This window comes from Variovorax sp. Soil_C_39 (assembly GCF_057656815.1).
Genome location: NZ_JBDGJQ010000003.1, coordinates 579,932 through 596,027 on the forward strand (window position 1 = coordinate 579,932; position 16,096 = coordinate 596,027).

The following is a 16,096-nucleotide window of genomic DNA, read 5'->3' on the forward strand; positions in this document are numbered from 1 at the left end:
CGAACAACAGGCAACTCCAAGGAGACAGCAGATGGCGATCCCCCAGACAGTTTTCCGCGGGGGCGCCATGCTGACGGCCCTGGCCCTGCTCGCGGCTTGCGGCACGACCGGCGGCCCGCAGAGCCTCCCGCTCGGCAGCAACCCCGCGGCCGCGTGCACGGCATTGGCGGCGCCGGTCGCCGCCTCGGCCATCGGGTTGCCGAGCGGCGCGGCGCAGATCGACTCTGCGACGCTCGTGCCGGCGGCCCCGCTGGCGGTGGCCGAGCGTGGGCCGACCCCGGCCGCGCGCATCACGCCCGCGACGCCGGCGCATTGCAGGCTGCTCGGACGCATCGCGCCGCTCGACGCGATCGCGCCGCCGATCCTGTTCCAGGTCAACCTGCCGCTCGCATGGAACGGCCGCAGCGTGCAGTACGGTGGCGGCGGTTTCAACGGCACGCTGATCACCGGCCTGGCGCTGGTGCCGGGCGCGCGCTTCGAGCTGCCGTCGCCGCTCGCGCAAGGCTATGTGACCTACGGCACCGACTCGGGCCACCAGAACGTCGCGGGCCAGCCGCCCCAGGCCTTTGCGCTCAATGACGAAGCGCTGGTGAACTTTGCGCATGCCTCGTACAAGAAGGTGCGCGACGTGGCGGTCGCGCTGATGCAGCGCGCCTATGCGCAGGCGCCGCGAAAGCTGTACTTCGTGGGCAGTTCCGAGGGCGGGCGCGAGGCGCTCACGATGGCGCAGCGCTATCCGAACGATTTCGATGGCATCTTCAGCCGCGTGCCGGTGATCAACTGGACCGGTCTGCAGCATGCGGGCACGCGCAACGGCATCGCCACCTTCGGCGAAGGCTGGCTGCGGCCCGCGCAGGTGCAGCGGGTGCACGACGCGGTGCTCGCCGCCTGCGATGCCGCCGATGGGGTGGCGGACCGCATCGTGTCCAACCCCGTGGGCTGCCTGCAGCGCTTCGACCCCGCCGGCCTGCGCTGCGCGGCGGGCACGCGCGGCGACGACTGCCTCAACGATGCGCAGGTGCAAGCGGTGCGAACCTTGCACTCGCCGTGGCGCTCGCCCGTGCCGCTCGCGAATGGCGTGGCCGAGTATCCGGGCTGGGGCATCGGCGGCGAGGCGACGCCCGCGTTCGCGGCCACCGGCGGATGGACCGCGTGGTGGACCGGCACGGCCGCGCCCAGCGTGCCGCCGCAGCCGGCCAACGGCATCGCGTGGTTCTACGGCAGCGGGGCGCTGCAGTATTTCTATGCGCGCAATCCGTCGCTCGACGTGCGCAACTACCGTGCGGAAGACTTCGCGGCCCGCATTGCCGCCGTCTCGCAGCTGATGGATTCGACCAACCCCGATCTCGCGGCCTTCAGCGCACGCGGCGGCAAGCTGCTGATGCTCGAGAACATGGCCGACTACGCGCAGAGCCCGTTCGCCGGCATCCAGTACTACGAATCGGTCGTGGCCCGCATGGGCCGCGGCAACGTGGACCGCTTCATGCGGCTCTACACCGCGCCCGGCGTGGACCACGTGGGCAGCGGTGCGCCGGCCAACGTCGACATGCTCGCCGCGCTCGTCGACTGGGTCGAGCGCGGGCGCGCGCCGGCCGGACTGCAACTCGCCGAGCAGGAGGTGCAGCCGCCGTTCAGGACGGTTCGCGCACGGCCCTTGTGCGAATGGCCGCTGTGGCCGCGCTACACGCGCGGCGATGCGGCGCTGGCGTCGAGCTTCGAGTGCAGCAGGTAGCGCGCGCCGCGTAGCAGCTCAAGCGCCCGCATCGCGCTCTGCCGCGCATTGTTCGAGGTGCGCGACCAGCAATTGCGCCGAGGGCGACAGCGTCGCTTCGTCGCGAAAGCAGATCGCGAAGCGGCGGCTGGCCCAGGCGTCGGCGAGCGGCATCAGGCGCAGGCCGTAGGTGTCGGTGAAAGGCTGCGCCACTTCGGCCGGCACCACGCTGATCGCAAGCCCGGCGCGCACCACGCGCAGCGCGGCATCGAAGTTGGACACGAGCACGCGGTACACCAGCGGCTTGCCGGCCACCGCCGCCTCGCGCGCGAGCATCAGCTGCACCGCGCTGAGCGCGGGCATGCCGACGAACTCGTGGTCGAGCACGTCCTCGAAGCGAAGCGGACCCGGCCGCGCTGCGGGATGCGAAGGGTGTGCGACGATCGCGAGGTGGTCGCTGCGGTAGCTGCGCCACTGCAGGCCTTCGAGGTCGGCCGCGTCCCAGCACAGGCCGATCGAGGCGCTGCCCTCGCGAATGCCGCGCACGATCTCGGGGCTGACGCGCTCTTCCATGTCGACGCGGATGTTCCGGTGCGCGGGGTTCTGCAGGAAGTTCGCCACGTCCTCGGCCAGTGACTCGGCCAGCGCCGAGGCCGACGCGAGGATGCGCACATGGCCGCGCGCGCCGCCCGCATAGGCGGCCATGTCGCGTTCGATGCGGCGGGCGCTGCCGAGCATGGCGCGCGCATGTTCCAACAGCGTCTCGCCGGCCGGCGTGGGCGCCACGCCGCGGCGCTTGCGCACCAGCAGCGGCGTGCCCACCGCGTCTTCGAGCTGCGCCAGGCGCTTGCTGATGGCCGAGCCGACGATGCTGGCCTGCTCGCCGGCGCGCGCGATGCTGCGGGTTTCGCAAACGGCCACGAAGAGCCGCAGGGTGGTGAGGTCGAGGTCTCGCATGATGTTCCTGTTCGGAATCGAACGCCTTCCGAAATGTACCTTCTGGATCAGATTGGCACTTCTAAGATCGGCGCATTCCCTCACGACGGAGACAGACACCTTGATCCACGCCTTCCTGCCGCCGCGCGCGGTCGTCCGCGAAGTGGGCCTGCGCGACGGCCTCCAGAGCATCGCCCGCGTGCTGCCCACCGCCCGCAAGCTCGCATGGATAGACGCGGCGCACGCCGCGGGGCAGCGCGAGATCGAGGTCGGCTCCTTCGTGCCGGCGCACCTGCTTCCGCAGCTCGCCGACACGGCCGAGTTGCTCGCGCATGCGAAGACGCTGCCGGGGCTTTTTGCCTCGGTACTGGTGCCCAATCTGAAGGGCGCGGAGCGGGCGATCGCGGGCGAGGCCGACCTGATGGTCGTGCCGCTTTCGGCCAGCCATGCGCACAGCCTCGCCAACCTGCGCAAGACGCCCGACGAAGTGGTCGCGGAGGTCGGCCGCATTCGCGCCGCACGCGATGCGGCGGGCGCGAAGACGCTGATCGAGGGCGGCGTGGGCACGGCCTTCGGCTGCACGCTGCAGGGCCATGTCGACACCGACGAGGTGCTGCGCCTGATGCAGGCACTGCTCGATGCGGGCGCCGACCGCGTGAGCCTCGCCGACACCGTGGGCTATGCCGATCCTGCGATGGTGCGCAGCCTGTTCGAGCGCGCGCTGCGCATGGCCGGCGACCGGCTCTGGTGCGGCCATTTCCACGACACGCGCGGGCTGGGGCTGGCCAACGTCTATGCCGCACTTGAAGTCGGCATCACGCGCTTCGACGCCTGCCTGGCGGGAATCGGCGGCTGTCCGCATGCACCCGGCGCGAGCGGCAACGTCGACACCGAGGACCTGGTCTTCATGCTCGAGCGCATGGGCGTGGCGACCGGCGTCGACCTGCCGCAGTTGCTCGCACTGCGTGCGCGCGTGGCCGAGTGGTTGGACGGCGAGACCTTGCAGGGCACGCTCTGGCGCGCGGGCTTTCCGAAGACCTTCGCGCCTGCCGAAGGCATTGCGGCATGAGCGCGGAGCAGGCCAAGCCGCTGCCGCTCGCGGGCATCCGCGTGGTCGAGTTCACGCACATGGTCATGGGCCCGACCTGCGGCATGGTGCTGGCCGACCTGGGCGCCGAGGTGATCAAGGTCGAGCCGATCGAAGGCGATCGCACGCGCCACCTTCTGGGAGCGGGCGCGGGCTTCTTCCCGATGTTCAACCGCAACAAGAAGAGCATCGCGCTCGACCTGCGCCATCCGCAGGGGCTCGAGGCGGCGCTGCGCCTGTGCGTCGGTGCCGACGTGGTGGCGCAGAACTTCAGGCCCGGCACCATGGACAAGTACGGCCTCGGCCATGCCGCGCTCGCGAAGCTCAACCCGCGGCTGGTGTATGTCAACCACACGGGCTTCCTGCCCGGGCCGTACGAGCACCGCACCGCGCTCGACGAAGTGGTGCAGATGATGGGCGGGCTCGCCTACATGACCGGGCGGCCCGGCGATCCGCTCCGCGCCGGCACCAGCGTGAACGACATCATGGGCGGCATGTTCGGCGCGATCGGCGCCATGGCCGCGCTGATGCAGCGCGCGCAGACCGGCGAGGGGCAGGAAGTGAACTCCGCGCTGTTCGAGAACAACGTGTTCCTGGTCGGCCAGCACATGCTGCAGTACGCGATCACGGGGCAGCCCGCGGCGCCGATGCCCGAGCGCATCTCGGCCTGGGCGCTGTACGACGTGTTCACCGTGAAGGACGGCGAGCAGATCTTCCTGGCCGCGGTGAGCGACGCGCAATGGGTGGTGTTCTGCGACGCGCTCGGCTTCGACGACCTCCGGAACGACCCGGCGCTGCGCACCAACAACGACCGCGTGCGGCTGCGGCCGACGCTGCTCGCGGAACTACGCAGCCGGCTCGCCGACCGGCCCGCGGCTGAGCTGTCGGCGATCTTCGAGGCGCGCGGCCTGCCGTTCGCGCCGATCACGCGGCCCGAGGACCTCTACGACGATCCGCACCTGAAGGCCACCGGCGGCCTCGCGGACATCCGTCTGCCCGACGGCGAGCGCGCGGGCGAAGTGGCGCAGACCACGCTGTTCCCGATCACGCTGGGCGGCGAGCGGCTCGGCGTGCGACTCGATCCGCCCACGCTCGGCGAGCACACGCGCGAGCTGCTGGCCGAACTCGGCTACGCCGACGCGCAGATCGCGGCGATGCAGGCCGAGCGCGCCGTCGCCTGATTTCTTTCCAGAACCACAAGAGAGACAAACAGACCATGCACACCACTTTCTTTGCAATGCGCCGCCGCGCGGTGTTGGGCCTTGGCGCCTCGGCTGCCGGGCTGGCCGCTTTTCCTTTGCTTCCCGCGCTGGCGCAGGGTTCCGACAAGCCGATCCGCCTGATCCTGCCGATCAGCGCGGGCTCGGGCGTCGACGCCATCGCGCGTGCGGCGTCGGTGGCGCTCGGCAAGGCTTTCGGCCAGCCTGTGGTGATCGAGAACCTGCCGGGTGCGGGTGGCATCACCGGCACCTCGGCCGTGGTCAAGGCCGCGCCCGACGGGCTCACGCTCGGCATGGTGTCGAACAACCACGTCATCAACCCGGCCGTCTACAGGAAGATGCCTTTCGACCCGATCGGCGACGTCACGCCGATCAGCGTGGTGGGCGCGACGCCGCTGGTGCTGGCCGCCAATCCGAAGCTGCCGGCGAAGAACGTGCGCGAACTGGTCGCACTGCTGCGCGCCAAGCCCGATGCCTACAACTACGCATCGTCGGGCAACGGCACGATCATCCACCTGGCCGGCGAGATGTTCCTCGAGGAAGCGGGGGTCAAGGCGCGGCACATTCCCTACAAGGGCACCGGCCCGATGGTCACCGACATGATCGCGGGCCAGGTCGAGATCGGCGTGATCGCGCTGCCCGCGGTGCAGCCGCACCTGAAGAGCGGGGCGCTGCGCGCCATCGGCCTGTGCGGACCTGCCCGGTCGCCGGCCGCGCCCGACCTGCCGACGATCGCGGAGCAGGGGCTGCCCAACTACACCGTCGAGGGCTGGTTCGCCGTGATCGGGCCGCCGAAGATGCAGGCCGCCGACATCCAGCGGGTACACGACGCCGTGGCCGCCGCCTTCGCAAGCGCCGAGGTGCGCGAGGCCATGGACAAGCAGGGCAACATCGTCAAGCCCACCACGCCCGAGCAGGCCGCGGCGTATTTCCGCAGCGAGGCCGCGCGTTATGCAGCGCTGGTGAAGAAGGCGAACGTGGTGGTCGAATAGCGCGGTTCAGTGGGCGCTGGTCAGTTTGAGGCCCAGGATGCCTGCGACGATGAGACCCACGCAGACCAGCCGCGCCGCATTGGCGGGCTCGTGGAACAGCACGATGCCGAGCGCCACGGTGCCAACCGCGCCGATGCCGGTCCACACCGCATAGGCCGTGCCCACGGGCAGCGTGCGCATCGCCCAGCCGAGCAGCACCACGCTGAGCACCATCGAGATGGCAGTGCCGACCGAGGGCCACAGCCGCGTGAAGCCCTCCGTGTACTTGAGACCGATGGCCCAGCCCACTTCGAGCAGACCCGCCACGAACAACACGATCCACGCCATGCGCGCTCCTTGAAAAAAAAGTCGAGCCAGTTCCGTAACAGTCCCAACCCAGTGCACCGGTGGAACCGGCTTTGCCGGGCCACCGGGTGCGCCCCCCAGTGGGGGGAGGCGGCTACACGAAGTGAGCCGCTTCGGGGGGCGTCATGGTTTCACTGCGCGGTACAAGGCGCGCACGAAGTCCGACTGCGTGATCATGCCGGTGAGCCGCTTTTCATGGTCGATGATGGGGATATGGTGGTGCCCGCCCTCGGAGAACAGCGGCACGAGATCGACCACCGGCCGGTCGGCGCTGGCCACGCGCACCTGGCGCGTCATGATCTGGCCCACCACCTCGGGCTTGTTCGAGACCACCGTGCGCGTGGCGCGGATCAGGTCGCGCAGGCGCCCGGCGATGCCTTCGTGGTGATCGAGATCGAGCTGGCGGAAGAAGTCGGCCCGCGTCACGATGCCGACCACGCGGCGCGTGCGGTCGGTCACCGGCAGTGCCTTGATCTGGCGCTGCTTCATCAGCATCCAGGCTTCTTGCAGCGGCGTGCCGAACTCCACCGAGATCGGGTCGGGCGACATGATGTCCCGGCAGTGCAGCGTGCCGAGCCGGCGCTTGTACGACTCGAGCTCGGTCTGCTGGATCAGCGATTCGAGGTCGTCGCGGCTGATGTCGAGCACCTGGTTGTAGCGCGCCAGCACCGCGTCGATGTCGGCCTGGCTGAAGCGCGCGTCGCCTGCCTCGGCGGAGGGCGGCCGGGCCACATGCGGATAGCGCCGGCCCGTGAGGCTGTTGTAGGCCACGCCCGCGAGCACCAGCAACAGCGAGTTGGCGAATGCCGGAAAGAAGGCGGCCGAGAAATCGGTGGTGTGGGTGAGCACCGCGAGCAGCGCCGCCGCACCACCGGGCGGATGCAGGCTGCGCGTGGCGAACATCAGCCCGATCGCCAGGCCCACGCCGGCGGCTGCGGCCCAGGCGGTGTCGGGTATCCAGCGCACGCAGGCGATGCCCACGAGCGTCGAGAGCGTGTTGCCCATGAGCACCGACCAGGGCTGCGCCAGCGGGCTGGCCGGCACCGCGAACACCAGCACCGCGCTGGCGCCCATGGGCGCGATGAGCCAGATGCTGTGCCCGGTGAACGGCGCCATCCAGCGGCAGATCAGCGCGGTGATCAGCAGGCCCACGCCTGCGCCAATGGCTGCGCGCATGCGCTCGCGTGCATCGACGGCGTTGCGGCCCGGCAGCCAGGCACGCGCATAGGAAACAAGGGTGGAGACTTGCATGGATGCGATGGGCTCAGACCTCCGCGGCCACCATGCGGCCGATCTCGGGCCAGCGCCGGTGCAGCCAGACCCAGGCCACCAGCCCGATGGCGAGCATGAGGATCGAAGTGAGCGCGAGCGCCAGCGTTGAATGCATGACCAGCGGCGCGATCACGCCCGCGACGACGCCGTTCGCGGTGGAGCCGATGACCGCCTGCAGCGACGAGGCCATGCCGCGGCGTTCGGGATGCAGGTCGAGCACCAGCAGCGTGACCACCGGCACCATCAGCGCCCAGCCGAAGGCGAACACGGCGATCGGCCACAGCGCCCAGGCCGCATGCGGCTCGAACAGCGCATTGGCCACCACGTTGACCACGGAAGTCAGCAGCATGATCAGGAAGCCGTCGCGGATCTGCCGCTTGGGCGCGACCTTGCCCGCCATGCGGCCGCTGGCCCAGGCGCCGGCCATGATGCCGCCGATGCTCAGCAGGAAGAACCAGAAGAACTGCGTGGGCGCGAGCGCGAGATGGTCGCCGAGAAAGGCGGGTGCGGCGAGCACGTACAGGAACATGCCGTTGAACGGCACGCCGCTCGCGAAGGCGAGCAGCACGAAGCGCGGATCGGAGCACAGGTCCCGGTAGCCGCGCATCAGGTGCCGCACCTGGAAGGGCTGGCGCTGGCTCTGGTGCAGCGTCTCGGGCAACAGCTTGTAGTTGGCCACGAACAGGATCACGCCCACCGCCACGAGGAACCAGAAGATCGCATGCCAGCCCGCATGCACGAACAGGAAGCCGCCGACGATCGGCGCGATGGCCGGCGCCACGCCGAAGTAGATGGTCACCTGGCTCATCACGCGCTGCGCATCGGCTGGCGGGAACATGTCGCGGATCACCGCGCGCGAGACCACGATGCCGGCGCCGGTCGACAGGCCCTGCAGGCCACGGAACAGCACCAGCTGCGCGATGTTCTGCGACAGCGCGCAGCCCAGCGAGGCGAGCGTGAACACCGCGAGGCCCCACAGCACGACGGGCCGGCGCCCGAAGCTGTCCGAAAGCGCGCCGTGGAACAGGTTCATGAACGCGAAGCCGAACAGGTAGGCCGAGAGCGTCTGCTGCATTTCGGCCGGCGTGGCGCCGATCGATTGCGCAATGCCCGAGAAGGCCGGAATGTAGGTGTCGATCGAAAAGGGGCCCAGCATGCCCAGCACCGCGAGCAGCACGGCCAGCGCCCAGCGCGGGGCTTGCCAGAGTTTGGCTGCGTCTGGATTCATGGCGATTGATCCATTCTTCTTATTTGCGTGGCACAAAAGGGAACGCCCGCCGCCCCCGTGAGGGGGCGCTGCGGGCGCTTGTGGCTTCAGGGAACCCGGATTACAGAGTATCGATGAAGCTGCGGAGTTTGTCCGAACGCGACGGATGCTTGAGCTTGCGCAGCGCCTTGGCCTCGATCTGGCGGATGCGCTCGCGCGTCACGTCGAACTGCTTGCCCACTTCTTCGAGCGTGTGGTCGGTCGACATCTCGATGCCGAACCGCATGCGCAGCACCTTGGCTTCGCGCGGCGTGAGGCTGTCGAGGATGTCCTTGACCACGTCGCGCAGGCCGGCCTGCATCGCCGCCTCGATCGGCGCGGTGTTGCTGCTGTCCTCGATGAAGTCGCCCAGGTGCGAATCGTCGTCGTCGCCGATGGGAGTTTCCATCGAGATCGGCTCCTTCGCGATCTTCATGATCTTGCGGATCTTGTCTTCCGGGATCTCCATCTTCGCGGCCAGGATGCCGGCGTCAGGCTCGAAGCCGAACTCCTGCAGATGCTGGCGCGAGATGCGGTTCATCTTGTTGATCGTCTCGATCATGTGCACCGGGATGCGGATCGTGCGGGCCTGGTCGGCGATCGAGCGCGTGATGGCCTGGCGAATCCACCACGTGGCGTAGGTCGAGAACTTGTAGCCGCGGCGGTATTCGAACTTGTCGACCGCCTTCATCAGGCCGATGTTGCCTTCCTGGATCAGGTCGAGGAACTGCAGGCCGCGGTTGGTGTACTTCTTGGCGATGGAGATCACGAGGCGCAGGTTGGCCTCGATCATTTCCTTCTTGGCGTCGCGCGACGACGCCTCGCCCTCGTTCATGCGCTTGTTGATGTCCTTGAGCTCGGTGAGCGGCACCACCACGCGCGACTGGATGTCGGCGAGCTTCTGCTGGAGTTCCTGGACCGGCGGAATGTTGCGGGCCAGCACGGCGCTCCAGGGCTTGCCCGACGCGGCCTGCTTCTCGACCCACTTCTGGTTCAGCAGGTTCGACGCAATGCGGTTGCCGTTCTTGTCGTAACCCGAGAAGTCGCGGATGAACTCGTCCTGCGGGAAGCCGCACTTGTCCACGATGATGCGGCGCAGCTCGCGCTCCTTCTTGCGCACGTCGTCGACCTGCGTGCGAACCAGGTCGCACAGCTTCTCGATGGTCTTGGCCGTGAAGCGGATCGTCATGAGCTCGTCCGACAGGGCCTGCTGGGCCTTCTGGTAGGCGGGCGTGCCGTAGCCTTCCTTGTCGTAGATCTTGTGGACCTTCTCGAACATCCCGGCAATGCGGTCGAAGCGCTCCAGCGCGTCGCGCTTGAGTTCCTCGAGCTTCTTGGTGAGCGCCTTGGAGCCGCCCTTGCCGTCGTCGTCGTCTTCCTCGTCGAACTCGTCGAAGTCTTCCTCGGCCACGTAGTCGTCGGCTTCGTTGGGGTTCGAGAAGCCGTCGACCACGGTGGAGATGACCACCTTGCCCTCGCGGATGTCGGCGGCCAGGCGCAGGATCTCGGCGATCGTGGCGGGGGAGGCCGAGATGGCTTCCATCATCGCCATCAAGCCGCCTTCGATGCGCTTGGCGATCTCGATTTCGCCTTCGCGCGTGAGCAGTTCGACCGTGCCCATCTCGCGCATGTACATGCGCACCGGGTCGGTCGTGCGGCCAAATTCGCTGTCCACCGTCGAGAGCGCGGCCTCGGCTTCTTCTTCGGCTTCTTCCACCGTGGTGGCGGTCGGCGCGGTGTTGTTCAGCAGCAGGGTCTCGGCGTCGGGCGTCTGCTCGTACACCGCCACGCCCATGTCGTTGAGCATGGTGACCACGACTTCCATGGTCTCGGCGTCGACCAGCTTGTCGGGCAGGTGGTCGGAGATTTCGCCGTGCGTGAGGTAGCCGCGGGTCTTGCCGAGCGTGATCAGGGTCTTGAGGCGCGAGCGGCGCTTGGCCAGGTCTTCCTCGGAGAGCACGGTCTCGTCGAGGCCGAACTCCTTCATCAGCGCGCGTTCCTTCGCCTTGCTGATCTTCATGCGCAGCGGCTTGACCTTTTCCTCGGTCGCCGCCGCCACGGGCTCTTCACCGGTCAGGTCGTCCTCGATGTCCGACAGGTCGATGTCGCTCTCGGCGGCTTCGTTGCCGGCCTTGGGCTTGCGGCCGCGCTTGGCACCGGTGGCGGGCGCGGCGGCGCCGGCGGCCTTGGGCGGGCGGCCGACCTTCTTGGCGGCGGGAGCGGCAGGCGCGGCAACGGCGGCGGCCTTGGCGGCAGCCTTCTTCGGATCGTCGAGGGAGGTCGATTTCGTGGGCACGGTTTTCACTTTCGTAGCGGTTGCCGATCTGGAAGCGGCGGCACCCGACTTAGTTGCCGGCACAACGCCGGCTTTCAACGGTTTTTCTGCAACAGACTTCGGGGCGACGCTTTTGGCGAGTGAAGGAGCAGGCTTCTTTGAACTGGGCATACGACCTCGTTACGGAAAGATGGACCAAGCGAACTCACAGGCGCAACACCGCACGGGCGGCGTCGCCACAAGACACGAAGCCCGCGCACAGGCGCAGGCAGACAATTGGGAAAGAGGAAGAAAAGATTCCTCGTCAGGCAAGATGTCGGGCGAACATTTGGTGTGCAGTCCTTGCGGTTATTGACCCTTTCCGCCGGATTTTTACCGTTGGAGTGCATTGCGCGAGGGGGTCGGCCCGGAGGTGCTGCTGTCGCTCTTGCCTAATTTCGCCAGTTGCGAAGCCGTACATTATAGCCCGCCGCGAGAATTTCAAGCACTTTCTGCGCCGCGCGAGTTCAAGCGCTGGCGCAATTCGAGGCGCCGGGCCTCCAGCGCCTTGTAGCGCTCGAGCGCCTTCGGGTCCGTGCCGACCGCGGCGATGGCCTCGTTCTGCTGGGCCTTGAGGCGGTCATCGAGCATGAAGTCGAGCACGCTGGCGAGCTCTTTGGCGGCGTCGGCGAAATGCTGTTCCTCTTCGCCCTCGGCCACCGGCGCTGCCTCGGCCACGCTCATGAGCCGCTCGGCCAGCGGCTCGAAATCGAGCCCGCGCATGCCCTCGCGCAGCGCCGCCCAGGGCTGGACGCCGTGCTCGTGCAACTGGCTGTCGAGCCAGGTGAAGAGCGCGCCGTGCGGCCCGGGCAGGTCGCACAGCAGGAGGTGCAGTTCGTGCGACAGCGCGTCCCACTGGGTCATGTTCGACAGCAGTAGCCGGGCCGCCACGTCGGGCCGGCTCGGCGGCTTGCCACGGCCGCGCAGCGGCTCGGGCGCCGGCTCGAACTTGCCGCCCCAGCGCTTGCCCTTGGTGAATTTGCGCGATTTGCTATCGTTTTCGTAGCGTGGCGGCGCGTAGTCGGTGGGCGGCGGCATGCCGGGGTCATAGCCGAATTCGTCGCTTGCTGCCTCGCTGCCGTGGTGCGCGGCGGGCGCTGCGGCGGCCTTGCTGCGCGGCCCGGCCGTGGCGGCCCAGAGTTCGGCCAGTCCGGTCGCGTCCAACTGCACCATCGTGGCGATCTCGCTCAGCAGCTGGCGCTTGAGCGCGCCGTCGGGCATGGCGCTCCAGAGCGGCCGCGCATTGCTGCTCATGTGGGCGCGGCCCTCGGCCGTTGCCAGGTCGCAGCCTTCGCGTGCCACCTCGATCATGAAACGCGACAACGGCGTGGCTTCCTGCACGAAGCGCGCGAACGCCTCGGCGCCAAATTCGCGGATAAAGCTGTCGGGGTCGTGCTCGGTGGGCAGAAACAAGAACTTGATGCTGCGCACGTCGGTGGCATAGGGCAGGGCGCCGTCGAGCGCCTTGCGCGCCGCGCGGCGGCCGGCCGCGTCGCCGTCGAAGCTGAACACCACCGATTCGGTGAAGCGGAAGAGCTTCTGCACATGCTCGGCGGTGCAGGCGGTGCCGAGCGTGGCGACCGCGTTCGGAAAGCCGAGCTGGGCCAGGGCAACCACGTCCATGTAGCCCTCGGTCACGAGCGCGTAGCCGCGGTCGCGGAACGCGGCGCGCGCCTCGTACAGGCCGTAGAGCTCGCGGCCCTTGCTGAAGACCGGCGTCTCGGGCGAGTTGAGGTACTTGGGTTTTTCGTCGCCGAGCACCCGCCCGCCGAAGCCGATGCATTCGCCCTTGACGTTGCGGATCGGGAACATCACGCGGTCGCGAAAGCGGTCGTAGCGCTTGGCTTCCTCGGCGCCGTCCTCGGCGTTGGCGATCACGAGGCCGCTTTCGGCGAGCAGCGGATCGTCGTAGTCGGGGAACACGCTCGCCAGCGTGCGCCAGCCGGCGGGCGCATAGCCGATGCCGAACTGCCTGGCGATCTCGCCCGAGACGCCGCGGCCCTTGAGGTATTCGATGGCGCCGGGCGCCTGCCGCAGCGCCTTGCGATAGGCCTCGCCGGCTTTTTCGAGCACGTCGGTCAGCGTGGCCTGCTTCTGCCGCTGGCTTGCGGCGCGCGCGCGCTCGGCGGGCGAGGCGTCGTCCTCGGGCACCTGCAGGCCGTACTGGCCCGCAAGATCGTGCACCGCCTCGACGAAGCCCATGCCCGCATGTTCCATCAGAAAACCGATGGCGTTGCCATGCACCCCGCAGCCGAAGCAGTGATAGAACTGCTTGGTCGGGCTGACCGAGAACGAAGGGGATTTCTCGCCGTGGAACGGGCACAGGCCCATGAAATTGGCGCCCGCCTTCCTGAGCTGCACATAGCGCCCGACGATTTCCACCACGTCGGCACGCGCGATGAGTTCCTGGATGAAAGAAGCGGGGATGGTCATGTAGGCGAAGAGCGGCAAATCATACGCAAGCGGCCGGCGACCTGCGCCGGACGGCATACTTCCCATCGGATTTCCACGGATGACATCGACCAAACCCCTGCACCACGCCGCGCCGCTGCTGCGCCACCCGCTGCGCTTCATCTGGGATGCGCTGAAGGCCTTCCGCGCCAACCAGGGGCTGCTGCTCGCGGGGGCCGTGGCCTACTACGCGCTGCTTTCGATCGTGCCGCTGTCGATCGTCAGCGTGATCGCGATGTCGCACCTGATCGACCAGGGCGAACTGCTGCGCACGATCGGCCGCTACCTCGAGTGGCTGCTGCCGGGCCAGTCGACCGAGATCGTCACGGCGCTGTCGAATTTTCTCGAGCATCGCGACGTGATGGGGCCGGTGCTGCTGGTGACGATGATCTTCTTCAGTTCGCTGGCTTTCAGCGTGCTCGAAAGCGCGATGGCGGTGATCTTCCACCACCGCAAGGCCGACCACCGGCGGCATTTCCTGATCTCGGCGGTCATGCCCTACATCTACATCCTGTGCCTGTGCATCGGGCTGCTGCTCGTGACGGTGGTCTCGGGCGCGTTGCGGCTCGTGGGCCAGGAAAGCGTCGATCTGTTCGGGCGCGAATGGTCGCTCTCAGGGGTGTCGGGCCTGCTGCTCTACCTGGTGGGCCTGGGCGGCGAGATCTTCATGCTGACCTCGCTCTACCTCGTGATGCCGGCCGGCCGCATGTCGCTGCGCCATGCGCTGCTCGGCGGCGTCACGGCCGCGCTGCTCTGGGAAGCCACGCGGCACGTGCTGGTCTGGTACTTTTCGACGCTCTCGCAGGTGAACGTGGTCTACGGCTCGCTCACCACGGCCATCGTGGTGCTGCTGAGCCTGGAGATCGCCGCCACGCTCGTACTGCTGGGCGCCCAAGTGATCGCCCAGTACGAGCGGCTCGAGCGCACCGGGAGCACGGCCGTGCCGCCGCTCACCGGGGAGGAAGCCGGATCGCTCCGTCGAGACGAATCACCTCCCCGTTGAGCATGTCGTTCTCGATGATGTGCTTCGCCAGCCTGGCGTAGTCCTCGGGCGTGCCCAGGCGCGAAGGGAAGGGCACGCTGGCGGCCAGCGCATCCTGCACCTCCTGCGGCATGCCGAACAGCATGGGCGTGCCGAAGATGCCGGGGGCGATCGTCATGTTGCGGATGCCGTTGCGCGCCAGGTCGCGGGCAATCGGCAGCGTCATGCCGACCACGCCGCCCTTCGAGGCGCTGTAGGCGGCCTGGCCGATCTGGCCGTCGTAGGCTGCTACCGAGGCGGTCGAGATCAGCACGCCGCGCTCGCCGGTGGCTTCGGGCTCGTTCCGGCTCATGGCGTCGGCCGCGAGGCGGATCATGTTGAAGCTGCCGATCAGGTTGACGGTGACGGTCTTGCTGAACACGGCCAATGCATGCGCGCCGTTCTTGCCGACCGTTTTCTCGGCCGGCGCAATGCCGGCGCAGTTGACCAGGCCCACGAGCTTGCCGAGCTTCAGCGCCGCGGCCACGGCGGCCTGGCCGTCAGCCTCCTGGCTCACGTCGCACTTGACGAAAGCGCCGCCGATCTCGCGCGCGACGGCCTCGCCCTTTTCCGCCTGCATGTCGGCAATCACCACCTTGCCGCCGTTCGCTGCCAGCATGCGCGCCGTGCCTTCGCCGAGGCCCGAAGCGCCACCGGTCACGATAAAAACCTTGCCGTCGATCTGCATGAAAGTCTCCTGGAATGAGACCGGCATTATCGAAGAGGCGTGGCCGAGCAAAAAAAAGGCCTCATCCGAAGATGAGGCCTGAATTGGATCCGTGAGGACCCAAGGAGACAACTGGTGGTAAGCGTCCGGCAGCTTAGCGCTTGCGCGAAGCGGTGGCGGTCTTGGCAGCGGCGACGGCTTGGGTCGACACGGCGTTGAAGTTGGCTTCGGCGACGTCGCCGGCTTGCTTGACGGCCTTCTGGACCGATTCGAAGGCGTTGTTGGCGGCGGCCACGGCGCTCTTCATCACGGCAACAGCGGTTTCCGAACCGGCCGGGGCGTTCTTCGAGGCGCTGTCGACCAGGCCAACAAAGGCTTGCTGGGTTTCGGCGGCCTTGGCTTCGAAGGCCTTGGAGAATTCGGCGCCGGTACCCTGGGCGATGTCGTAGAGGTGGCGGCTGTAGGCGGCGGTCTTTTCGGCCAGGGGCTGGTACAGGCTGGCTTGCAGCGTCAGCAGTTCCTGTGCGTCCTTGACGTTCAGCGTGGCTTGAGCGGTGGCGGCGGCTTCGGCCAGGGCGGCCTTGGAAGCGGTCACGTTGAGTTCGACGAGCTTCTCGACGCCTTCGAAGGCCTTCGTGGTGAGGCCGAACAGGGTTTCGAGGTTTGCTTTTTGAGCGGCGAGGATCTGGTCAGCGGTCAGGGCCATTTGGAATCTCCGAAAAGGAATGAGATGGTGTCGGTCACGTTGCGCTGCGCCTCGTCGTCTATGTTGCGGTGCAGCATGGCCTCAAGTATAGGCAGCACAGGCTGGCGATCAAGGGGTTTTTGCTGCTT

General features: G+C 68.0%; 14 protein-coding genes. 6 read left to right on the forward strand and 8 right to left on the reverse strand.

The features are described from left to right. Positions 1-31 precede the first annotated feature (31 nt). Entirely contained in the window at positions 32-1,732 is a 1,701-nt protein-coding gene (locus AC3A6J_RS10765) for a tannase/feruloyl esterase family alpha/beta hydrolase (RefSeq protein WP_487859919.1), read from the forward strand. Between the two features lie 18 nt (positions 1,733-1,750). Here AC3A6J_RS10765 and AC3A6J_RS10770 read toward each other — a convergent pair whose 3' ends face one another. After that, complete coding sequence (locus AC3A6J_RS10770; RefSeq protein WP_487859920.1) at positions 1,751-2,668, reverse strand: LysR family transcriptional regulator; 918 nt, start codon at positions 2,666-2,668, stop codon at positions 1,751-1,753. A 100-nt stretch (positions 2,669-2,768) separates the two neighbouring features. Here AC3A6J_RS10770 and AC3A6J_RS10775 point away from each other — a divergent pair, with 100 nt between their 5' ends. Genes AC3A6J_RS10775 through AC3A6J_RS10785 form a run of 3 tightly spaced genes read left to right on the forward strand, consistent with a single transcriptional unit; the run spans position 2,769 to position 5,946 of the window. Then, positions 2,769-3,716 (forward strand): hydroxymethylglutaryl-CoA lyase, encoded by a 948-nt coding sequence (locus tag AC3A6J_RS10775; RefSeq protein WP_487859921.1) that lies wholly within the window; start codon positions 2,769-2,771, stop codon positions 3,714-3,716. After that, positions 3,713-4,915, forward strand: a complete 1,203-nt coding sequence (locus tag AC3A6J_RS10780; RefSeq protein ID WP_487859922.1) for a CaiB/BaiF CoA transferase family protein — start codon at positions 3,713-3,715, stop codon at positions 4,913-4,915. The genes AC3A6J_RS10775 and AC3A6J_RS10780 overlap by 4 nt, the downstream gene beginning before the upstream one ends. A 56-nt stretch (positions 4,916-4,971) precedes the next feature. Then, positions 4,972-5,946 (forward strand): tripartite tricarboxylate transporter substrate binding protein, encoded by a 975-nt coding sequence (locus tag AC3A6J_RS10785; protein WP_487860054.1) that lies wholly within the window; start codon positions 4,972-4,974, stop codon positions 5,944-5,946. Positions 5,947-5,952: 6 nt separating this feature from the next. Here AC3A6J_RS10785 and sugE read toward each other — a convergent pair whose 3' ends face one another. From sugE to rpoD, 4 genes are all read right to left on the reverse strand, one after another. Beyond that, a complete protein-coding gene (gene sugE, locus AC3A6J_RS10790) occupies positions 5,953-6,273 on the reverse strand; it encodes a quaternary ammonium compound efflux SMR transporter SugE (protein ID WP_487859923.1) in 321 nt (106 codons plus the stop codon). A gap of 141 nt (positions 6,274-6,414) precedes the next feature. Next, entirely contained in the window at positions 6,415-7,542 is a 1,128-nt protein-coding gene (locus AC3A6J_RS10795) for an HPP family protein (RefSeq protein WP_487859924.1), read from the reverse strand. 13 nt (positions 7,543-7,555) lie between these two features. Continuing rightward, positions 7,556-8,791 carry a multidrug effflux MFS transporter gene (locus AC3A6J_RS10800; protein WP_487859925.1) on the reverse strand — a complete coding sequence of 412 codons (1,236 nt, stop codon included), beginning with the start codon at positions 8,789-8,791 and terminating at the stop codon, positions 7,556-7,558. A gap of 100 nt (positions 8,792-8,891) precedes the next feature. Continuing rightward, a complete protein-coding gene (rpoD, locus tag AC3A6J_RS10805) occupies positions 8,892-11,168 on the reverse strand; it encodes an RNA polymerase sigma factor RpoD (RefSeq protein WP_487860055.1) in 2,277 nt (758 codons plus the stop codon). On the opposite strand from rpoD, the gene AC3A6J_RS10810 reads away from it, so the two are divergent. Continuing rightward, positions 11,098-11,439: a hypothetical protein gene (locus AC3A6J_RS10810; RefSeq protein WP_487860061.1), complete on the forward strand. Its 342-nt coding sequence runs from the start codon at positions 11,098-11,100 to the stop codon at positions 11,437-11,439. The genes rpoD and AC3A6J_RS10810 overlap by 71 nt on opposite strands. A gap of 125 nt (positions 11,440-11,564) precedes the next feature. On the opposite strand, the gene dnaG is transcribed toward AC3A6J_RS10810, so the two are convergent. Further along, a complete protein-coding gene (gene dnaG, locus AC3A6J_RS10815) occupies positions 11,565-13,556 on the reverse strand; it encodes a DNA primase (protein ID WP_487859926.1) in 1,992 nt (663 codons plus the stop codon). A gap of 79 nt (positions 13,557-13,635) precedes the next feature. On the opposite strand from dnaG, the gene AC3A6J_RS10820 reads away from it, so the two are divergent. Beyond that, on the forward strand, positions 13,636-14,577 hold the full coding sequence (locus AC3A6J_RS10820; protein WP_487859927.1) for a YihY/virulence factor BrkB family protein: 942 nt from the start codon (positions 13,636-13,638) through the stop codon (positions 14,575-14,577). Here AC3A6J_RS10820 and AC3A6J_RS10825 read toward each other — a convergent pair. After that, the gene (locus AC3A6J_RS10825; protein ID WP_487859928.1) at positions 14,525-15,283 is read right to left on the reverse strand and encodes a 3-hydroxyacyl-CoA dehydrogenase; all 759 of its coding nucleotides are present in this window, start codon (positions 15,281-15,283) and stop codon (positions 14,525-14,527) included. The genes AC3A6J_RS10820 and AC3A6J_RS10825 overlap by 53 nt on opposite strands. A 133-nt stretch (positions 15,284-15,416) precedes the next feature. Then, positions 15,417-15,968 (reverse strand): phasin family protein, encoded by a 552-nt coding sequence (locus AC3A6J_RS10830; protein ID WP_487859929.1) that lies wholly within the window; start codon positions 15,966-15,968, stop codon positions 15,417-15,419. Between the last annotated feature and the right edge of the window lie 128 nt (positions 15,969-16,096).